Raw genomic sequence first — 7,969 nt, 5'->3', positions numbered from 1 at the left:
GGGCTTTCCTCCGGGCTTCCCTTCGGTGTTTCCGACTCTATCAGACTCTTTCGGGCCCGATTTCCTCGGTGCTTTCCGGTTCCCGCTTTCGCGTTTCCCTTCCGGCGGTGTCGACTCTATCAGATCCTTTCGGGCCTGATTCCCGGTCAACTCGGGTTGTCTTTGCGGCTGTTGGGCCGTTCCGACTCCCAGAACCTTAGCCGATTCTCCGGCCGGCTCATAATCGAGCCGATCGAGTCCCATTGAATTGAATTAGGGCGCACGAAGGCGCACAGAATTCGATCCCAGAGGAATCGTGCATGTGTTGTGGGTTGCCGCTGTGAGCGGCGAGAGTGGCTGCCGCAGAACCGTTCCGGCTCCGTGGCAACCCGAAGAACCTTACGGATCCTTCGGGGTCGTGTCAACCCCCGCGCTAAGCGATCTTGTTCAGCTCTCGACGCGGACCAGGAGGCGGGTCAGCAGCTCGCCCAGGACGCCGCGCTCCTTCGTGGAGAGGTCCTGGAGCAGGTCCTCCTCGAAGGCCGTGGCCAGCTCCATGGCGTCCAGCCACTTCTGCCGTCCCGCGTCGGTGAGTCCGACGATCACGCGTACGCGATTCGCTTCGTCACGGTCACGGGTAACCAGTTCCTCCGCGACCATGCGGTCGATGCGGTGGGTCATGGCGGCCGGGGTGAGGCCGAGCTGCTTGGCCAGGTCGCCGGGGCCCATGCGATAGGGCTGGCCGGCCAGGACCAGGGCCTTGAGGACCTCCCACTCGGCGTTGCTGATGCCGAGGGTCGCGGTCTGCCTGCCGTACGCCACGTTCATCCGCCGGTTGAGGCGGCCGAGGGCCGAGACGATCTGCTCGACCTGGGGGTCCAGGTCGGCGAACTCGCGCTGGTAGGCCGCGATCTGTTCGTCGAGCGTCGGCTCGTTCGCCGGTGCGGTGGTGCCGTCGCTGTCAGGCATGCCTCGGAGTATGGCACGGCTTCACTTTGCACTTAAGGCCTTCGATGTTTACTCTTTAGCTCCTAAGTTTAGCTTTGAAGTCTTCAGCTTGAAGGCCTCCCTTGAAGGCAGGTGAGAAGTGACCCAGGCGATGGGTGCCGCGATGCGGCGGATCCACGTGGGCAACGCGCTGAGCGCGTTCGGCCTCGGCTTCACCGTCCCGTTCCTCTACGTCTACGTGGCGCAGGTGCGGGAGCTCGGTGCGACCACGGCGGGTCTCGTGCTCGCCGTGTTCGCGGTCGCGGCCCTCGTGGTGCTGCCCTTCACCGGGCGTGCGGTCGACCGGCGCGGTCCGCTGCCGGTGCTCATGGCCGCTCTGGTCACCGCCGCGATCGGCGCGATGAGCCTGGGGCTCGCGAACACCCCGCAGCTGGTGATCGTCTCGGCCGCGCTGCTCGGTGCGGGTCAGGCCGTGATGCAGCCGGCGCTCGCCACGATGATCGTGGAGTGCTCGACCTCCGAGACCCGTACACGGGCGTTCGCGACGCAGTTCTTCCTGCAGAACCTCGGACTCGGTGTCGGTGGTCTGATCGGCGGCCAGATCGTCAAGCACGAGCGGCCGAGCGACTTCACGCTGCTGTTCGCCATCGAGGCGTCGATGTTCCTGCTGCTCGTGGTCGTGATGGCGACCGTGAAGCTGCCGCGCCAGGCGCGGATCGCCGATGCGCTGCCGCAGGCCAAGGGCGGCATGCGGGAGCTGTTCAAGCACCGCGCGATGGTGCAGCTGTGTGCGCTGGGCTTCGTGATGTTCTTCGCCTGCTACGGGCAGTTCGAGTCCGGGCTCTCCGCGTACGGCGTGGAGGCGGCCGGGATATCCCCGTCGACGCTGGGCTTCGCGCTGGCGGCCAACACCGGGGCGATCGTCGTCGCCCAGTTCGTGGTCCTGAAGTTCGTCGAGCGGCGGAAGCGGTCGAAGGTGATCGCGGCCGTCGGTCTGCTCTGGGCCGTCGCGTGGATCTTCGCGGGGTACGCGGGGCTCGGGCACGGCAGCCAGGCGATGGCGACCGCCGCGTTCATCTCCACGTACGCGCTCTTCGGTCTCGGTGAGGCGATGCTGTCGCCGACCGTCGCCCCGCTGGTCGCGGATCTGGCGCCGGACGGGCGGGTCGGGCAGTACAACTCGGCCTTCGCGCTGGTCAAGCAACTGGCCCTGGCGGTCGGTCCGGCGATCGGCGGGCCGATGGGTGCGCAGCTGCACGCCCCGTACATCCTGACGTTCATCGTCTTCTCGCTCGGCATCACGCTGCTCGCCGTGAAGCTCGGCGAGCAGCTGACGCCGGCGCAGAACAATCCGTGGGCGGTGCGGCAGGCGGCTCAGGCGAAGGCGCGGGCCGAGGCGGAGGCAGAGGCAGACGTCGAGATCGGATCTCTGCGGGCGCCGGAGGCCGTGGCCGTCTGATTGCCGGGTCCGCTGTGCGGTTCTACGAGACGGACTGGCCCGCCTGTGCGGCGGCCAGTCCGTCTTCTGCTTTGCGGGCCAGAGCGGCGGCGGTCGGTTCCTTGCTGGCCGCCGCGAGCGCAAGGAGGTCCCGGCATTCGGCCGCGGCTTCGTCGTGGCGCTCCAGGCGGTTGAGGGTGTGGGCGCGGTCCGCGCGGAGCTTCAGGGTGAGCGGGTGTTCGGGGCCGTGGATGCGTACGTAGAAGGGGAGCAGTTCGTCCTGGCGGCGCAGGGCCTCGGTGGGGTCGCCCTGTTCGCGTACGGCCAGGGCGCACAGGGCGAGGGCCGCGAGCGCCAGCTGGTCGTCGGGGCGCTGGGCGCGGTGGGCCGCCAGGTCGTGGGCCTCGTTCTCCGCCTCCTCGTACCGGCCCTGTGCGTACAGGACCGTGGCGAGGACGACCCGGGCCGTCGCCGAGAGTTCGTGGGCGGGGCCGAGTGCCTTGTCGGATACGTCGAGGACCTGGCGTAGCAGGGTCTCGGCCTCCTGTGGGCGGTCCTCGTGGAGCAAGGACTGGGCCTGGCGGATGCCGCGTTGGACGCCGGCGGATTCGGGGGAGCTGAGGCGGTCGAGGAAACCCATGCCCGGAGGCTATGCCTGTGGGTGGCTTGGGCGGCACCCCTTGGGTGGGGGTGCGGGTGCGGTGCGGTCTCGCTGTCGAGTGCGGGCCGGTTGCGCCTGCGGCGGGCAACTTTCCCCTACCCGCCCCTTCCCGAAACCAGGGCTTCGCCCCGGACCCCTTCATCCGAACTTCGTTCGGATCTGCTCAATCGCCGCAGGGGCTGGGTTTGCCGGACCGGCTGGAGATGGACGTGGAGGGGGATGTGGAGGGGGATTTCAGGGTGAACTCGCACCAGAGGGGGATTTCAGGGTGAACTCGCACCAGACCGCCTTGCCGCCGCCCGGAGTGCGGCGGGAGCCCCAGGATGAGGCGATCGTGGCGACGATCGCGATGCCGCGGCCCGCCTCGTCCACCGGCTCCGCGCGGCGGCGCAGGGGCAGGTGGTCGTCGCCGTCGGTGACCTCGATGATCAGGCGGCGGTCGGTGCGGCGCAGGCGCAGGCGCATCGGCGGGGTGCCGTGCTGGAGCGAGTTGGCGACGAGTTCGCTGGCGGCCAGGACGCCCAGTTCGCAGAGCTCGGCCGGGAAGCGCCAGCTGGCCAGGACGCCGGTGGCGAAGGCGCGGGCGCGGGGTGCGGCCTCGACGCCGCCGAGGAGGTCGAGCGAGGCGCCGCGGAAGAGCTCGGCGTCGGAGCCGGTGTGCTCGGGGTTCTGCAGCACGAGCAGGGCCACGTCGTCGTCGTGGTCGGCGGTGACGTTGAGCGCGCGCAGCAGCCGGTCGCAGATGACCTGAGGGGTGCCGGTGGCGCCGGCCAGGGCGCGTTCGAGCTGGTCGACGCCGTGGTCGATGTCCTCGCTGCGGCGCTCGACCAGGCCGTCGGTGTAGAGGACGGCGGTGGAGCCGGGCGGGAAGTCCATCGTGCCGGAGGCGTGCAGCCAGCCCCCGGTGCCGAGCGGGGGTCCGGTGGGTTCCTCCGCCCGGTGCAGGGCGCCGAGTTCATCGCGTACGAGGATCGGCAGATGTCCGGCCGAGGCGTACGTGAGCCGGGCCTCGTGGGGGTCGTGGATCGCGTACACCATCGTGGCGATCTGGCTGGCATCGATGTCCGAGGCCAGGCCGTCGAGGAGCTGGAGCACCTCGTGCGGAGGCAGGTCGAGCTTGGCGTAGGCGCGGACGGCCGTGCGGAGCTGGCCCATCACGGCGGCCGCGCGGACACCTCGGCCCATCACGTCGCCGATGACGAGGGCGGTGCGGCCGCCGCCGAGGGTGATCACGTCGTACCAGTCGCCGCCGACCGCCGCGTCCGCGCCGCCGGGCTGGTAGGTGGCGGCGATGCGCAGGTCGTCGGGTTGTTCCAGCTTCTGCGGGAGCAGGGAGCGCTGGAGCGTGACGGCGGCCTCGCGGTGGCGGCGCTCGCTCGCGCGCAGCCGCTCGGCCGCGTCCGCGTGGTCGGTGACATCGGCGGCGAAGACGAGCACGCCGCTGCCCTCGGACGTCGTGAGGGGTGTGCAGGTGAAGGTGTACGAGCGTCCCGAGGGCATCTTGCGGGACTTCACCGTGCGCGGCTTGTCGCTGCGCAGCACCTGGTCGAGGAGGGGCAGCAGACCCAGCTCGCGCAGTTCGGGCAGCGCGTCCTCGGCAGGGGCGCCGGTCTCGCGGGGGCCGAAGGCGGCGGCGTAGGACTCGTTGACGTAGGCGATGCGGTGCTCGGGGCCGTGCACCAGGACCACGAGGCCGGTGATGCGGTCGAGGATCTCGCGCACCGGCAGATCCTCCACGTCGGGGGTCGGCGCATCGGAGCCGTGCTCGGCTCGGGCGGCGGGCACGGAACCCCGGTCGTCGGACCGCGCGGCGGCGCGGCGCTGCGTACCGGGGAGCCTGGCGCTCCAGCGCGTGAAGTTCACGGAGGGAAGCCTCATGGAGGTCGTCGGGGCGTGGTGCCCTTGGTCGTGGCGGCAGGCCCTGGGGGCCAGGGCGCGCCGCTCGGTCTGGTGTGGTCGGTCCGGGTCACCGGACCGGTGGGGTCGGTCCAGGTCACCGGACCGGTGGGGCCGGTCCCGGCGGATGCCGGCTGTCGGTCGTCCGGACGCTCGGTCAGTCTGGCCGACCGGACTGACATCCGGCCGTCGGCACCGACACCCGTCAACCGACACCCGTCAGACGCCGGCCCGGGGGACGGAGTTCCTCGATCCGTTCAGGACGACTCCTTCGGGGGCTTGCCTCCGGCCGCGAGTTCGAATTCCGCGCGCGGATGCTCAAGGGAGCCGAGGGAGACGATCTCGCGTTTGAACAGGCCCGACAGGGTCCACTCCGCCAGGACCCGGGCCTTGCGGTTGAAGGTCGGGACCCTGCTGAGGTGGTAGACGCGGTGCATGAACCACGCAGGGTAGCCCTTCAGCTTGCGTCCGTAGACGTGCGCGACACCCTTGTGCAGGCCGAGCGAGGCGACCGAACCCGCGTATTTGTGCGCGTACTTCGTGAGCGGCTGCCCCTTGAGCGAGGCCACGATGTTGTCGCCGAGCACCTTGGCCTGGCGCACCGCGTGCTGTGCGTTGGGGGCGCACTCCTTGCCGTCTTCTGAGGTCACATCCGGTACGGCGGCCGCGTCGCCGGCGGCCCAGGCGTGCGGGGCGCCCTCCACCGTGAGTTCGGCGGTGCACTTGAGGCGGCCGCGCTCGTTCAGCGGCAGATCCGACGCGGCGAGGATGGGATGCGGCTTGACGCCCGCGGTCCATACGAGGGTGCGCGTCGGGAAACGCGAGCCGTCGTCGAGCACCGCGACCCGGTCCTCGCAGGAGTCGAGGCGGGTCTCGAGGCGTACGTCGATATTGCGCCGGCGCAGCTCGCTGACCGTGTACTTGCCCATCTCAGGGCCGACTTCCGGCAGGATCCGGTCGGAGGCCTCGACGAGGATCCACTTCATGTCCTCGGCACTGACGTTGTGGTAGTACCGGGCCGCGTACCGCGCCATGTCCTCCAGCTCGCCGAGCGCCTCGACACCCGCGTAGCCACCGCCGACGAACACGAACGTCAGAGCGGCGGCGCGGACGGCGGGGTCGCGGGTCGACGAGGCGATGTCCATCTGCTCGATGACGTGGTTACGGAGACCGATGGCCTCTTCGACGGTCTTGAAACCGATGCCGTACTCCGCGAGACCCGGGACCGGCAGCGTCCGCGAGATCGATCCGGGGGCGAGCACCAGCTCGTCGTAGGAGATCTCGATCGGGCCCGTGCCCTCCTCCTCGGTGGCGAGGGTGGTGAGGGTGGCCGTCCGCTTGGCGTGGTCGATGGACTTGGCCTCGCCGATGACGATCCGGCAGTGCTTGAGGACCCGGCGCAGCGGGACGACGACATGGCGGGGCGAGATGGAGCCCGCGGCCGCCTCCGGCAGGAAGGGTTGATAGGTCATGTACGGCTCGGGCGTGACCACCACGATCTCCGTCGTGCCCGCCTTCAGTTCGGCCGCGAGCTTCTTCTGCAGACGCATCGCGGTGTACAGACCGACATAGCCCCCGCCGATGACGAGGATGCGCGCTTGGGGGGCGGGGGTCGTCCCGCGGGAATCAGCCGTCACCATCCCATGAGGCACCCGCGTCACGGGTTTGTCCACAGGCCCGGCAAAAGGTGTGACCGTCCGGCGCGGCCCCCGCGGGCGGCCCGCGTTGGAAAAATGCGCAGGTCAACGAGGAGCCGAAGCGACCGGCGCGCAGGGCGAAACAGGGACGGACCGGTGCGTACTCCGATCGGGGGGCGCTCCGTGCGGAACTGGCCCCTTCTGAATTGACCCCGGCTCAACTATGTTCGTGTGTCGTCGGGGTGTGGGGGGTGTACGACTTCAGGCGCGATGCGCATGGTTCGCGAGCAGGGGGCGAGCGGCGCGGCGCGTCAGGTTCGCGGACAGTCCGCGCACACCGATCGACAAGGCGGGGAGAGTCTCCGGGGGGAGACGTCATTACCGGGGGAACGGTTATGCACATGCGTGATTCACGTTGGGGCGCGGCTTCTGCTTCTGCCGCCCCATCTTCTGCGACGACCGCTGTGGTGGGCGACGGGGCGATACGCCGCGGCGCCGACGGCGGCCGTACGACACCGCTCAGGGTCGACGCCCAGCGCAATCTCGAGCACGTTCTGCGTGCCGCGCGCGAGGTGTTCGGCGAGCTGGGCTACGGCGCGCCCATGGAGGACGTGGCGCGGCGGGCACGGGTCGGCGTGGGCACCGTCTACCGGCGGTTCCCGAGCAAGGACGTGCTCGTACGACGCATTGCCGAGGAGGAGACGGCCCGGCTGACCGACCAGGCCCGCACCGCTCTCGGCCAGGAGGACGAGCCGTGGTCGGCGCTGTCCCGTTTCCTGCGCACCTCCGTGGCCTCGGGCGCCGGGCGGCTGCTGCCGCCGCAGGTGCTGCGGGTCGGGGTGGCGGAGGAGGGGGACGAGGCGAGCTCGGCCGACGAGTTCGCCGATGCCCGGGTGCCGCAGCAGCGGCAGTCGGCCGCGGGGCCCGATCTGCGGCTTGTGGAACAGCGCGGGACACCCGCCGACGAGGCGGACGACTCCGGGGCGGCGGCGCTGCTCGAGGTGGTCGGCCAGCTGGTGGAGCGGGCGCGGGCGGCGGGTGAGCTGCGCGGGGATGTGACCGTCTCGGACGTTCTGCTCGTGATCGCCACGGCGGCGCCTTCGCTGCCGGACGCGGCGCAGCAGGCGGCGGCTTCGGCGCGGTTGCTCGACATCCTGCTCGAAGGGCTGCGGTCGCGGCCTGGGCGTTAGGCGGCCGTACGTTCGGGTTTGCGCCAACTTGCCTGCACCGATGGCCGGTTAAGGCTTCCCCGAACGAGTGAATCCAAGTGATACGCCGCCGTAAGTCACCTCGGATGAGTGGTTGCTGTGCATCCGGGGTCGGTGGAGATCCCTGGTGTGACAGTCTTTCCCGGTGTCAGGGGGCGGACTTGGTTTTCCCCCCCGACCCCGGCGGGGGCGGCACGGGGGG

At 70.3% G+C, this 7,969-nt stretch carries 6 protein-coding genes; 2 read left to right on the top strand and 4 right to left on the bottom strand.

The genetic code is table 11. The features are described from left to right. Nucleotides 1–426: 426 nt before the first annotated feature. Nucleotides 427–948, bottom strand: coding sequence for a MarR family winged helix-turn-helix transcriptional regulator (locus JAO81_RS40100; protein WP_199552941.1), 522 nt, complete (start codon nt 946–948; stop codon nt 427–429). Nucleotides 949–1,066: 118 nt separating this feature from the next. Between JAO81_RS40100 and JAO81_RS40095 the strand changes: the two genes are divergently transcribed. Continuing rightward, nucleotides 1,067–2,386, top strand: a complete 1,320-nt coding sequence (locus JAO81_RS40095) for an MFS transporter (RefSeq protein ID WP_307814191.1) — start codon at nt 1,067–1,069, stop codon at nt 2,384–2,386. A 22-nt stretch (nt 2,387–2,408) separates the two neighbouring features. On the opposite strand, the gene JAO81_RS40090 is transcribed toward JAO81_RS40095, so the two are convergent. The 3 genes from JAO81_RS40090 to JAO81_RS40080 form a co-directional block, all read right to left on the bottom strand. Next, nucleotides 2,409–3,005 carry a tetratricopeptide repeat protein gene (locus JAO81_RS40090; RefSeq protein ID WP_199552940.1) on the bottom strand — a complete coding sequence of 199 codons (597 nt, stop codon included), beginning with the start codon at nt 3,003–3,005 and terminating at the stop codon, nt 2,409–2,411. Between the two features lie 255 nt (nt 3,006–3,260). Beyond that, the gene (locus JAO81_RS40085) at nt 3,261–4,889 is read right to left on the bottom strand and encodes a SpoIIE family protein phosphatase (protein ID WP_199552939.1); all 1,629 of its coding nucleotides are present in this window, start codon (nt 4,887–4,889) and stop codon (nt 3,261–3,263) included. Between the two features lie 290 nt (nt 4,890–5,179). Beyond that, a complete protein-coding gene (locus JAO81_RS40080; RefSeq protein WP_199552938.1) occupies nt 5,180–6,562 on the bottom strand; it encodes an NAD(P)/FAD-dependent oxidoreductase in 1,383 nt (460 codons plus the stop codon). Nucleotides 6,563–6,954: 392 nt separating this feature from the next. Here JAO81_RS40080 and JAO81_RS40075 point away from each other — a divergent pair, with 392 nt between their 5' ends. After that, on the top strand, nt 6,955–7,749 hold the full coding sequence (locus JAO81_RS40075; RefSeq protein ID WP_199552937.1) for a TetR/AcrR family transcriptional regulator: 795 nt from the start codon (nt 6,955–6,957) through the stop codon (nt 7,747–7,749). The last annotated feature ends 220 nt before the right edge of the window (nt 7,750–7,969 follow it).

Origin of the sequence: Streptomyces sp. N35 (genome assembly GCF_016464295.1) — a bacterium.
GTDB lineage: Bacteria > Actinomycetota > Actinomycetes > Streptomycetales > Streptomycetaceae > Streptomyces.
Note: the sequence above shows the minus strand (reverse complement) of the source record. Positions and strands in the feature narration are given on the sequence as shown.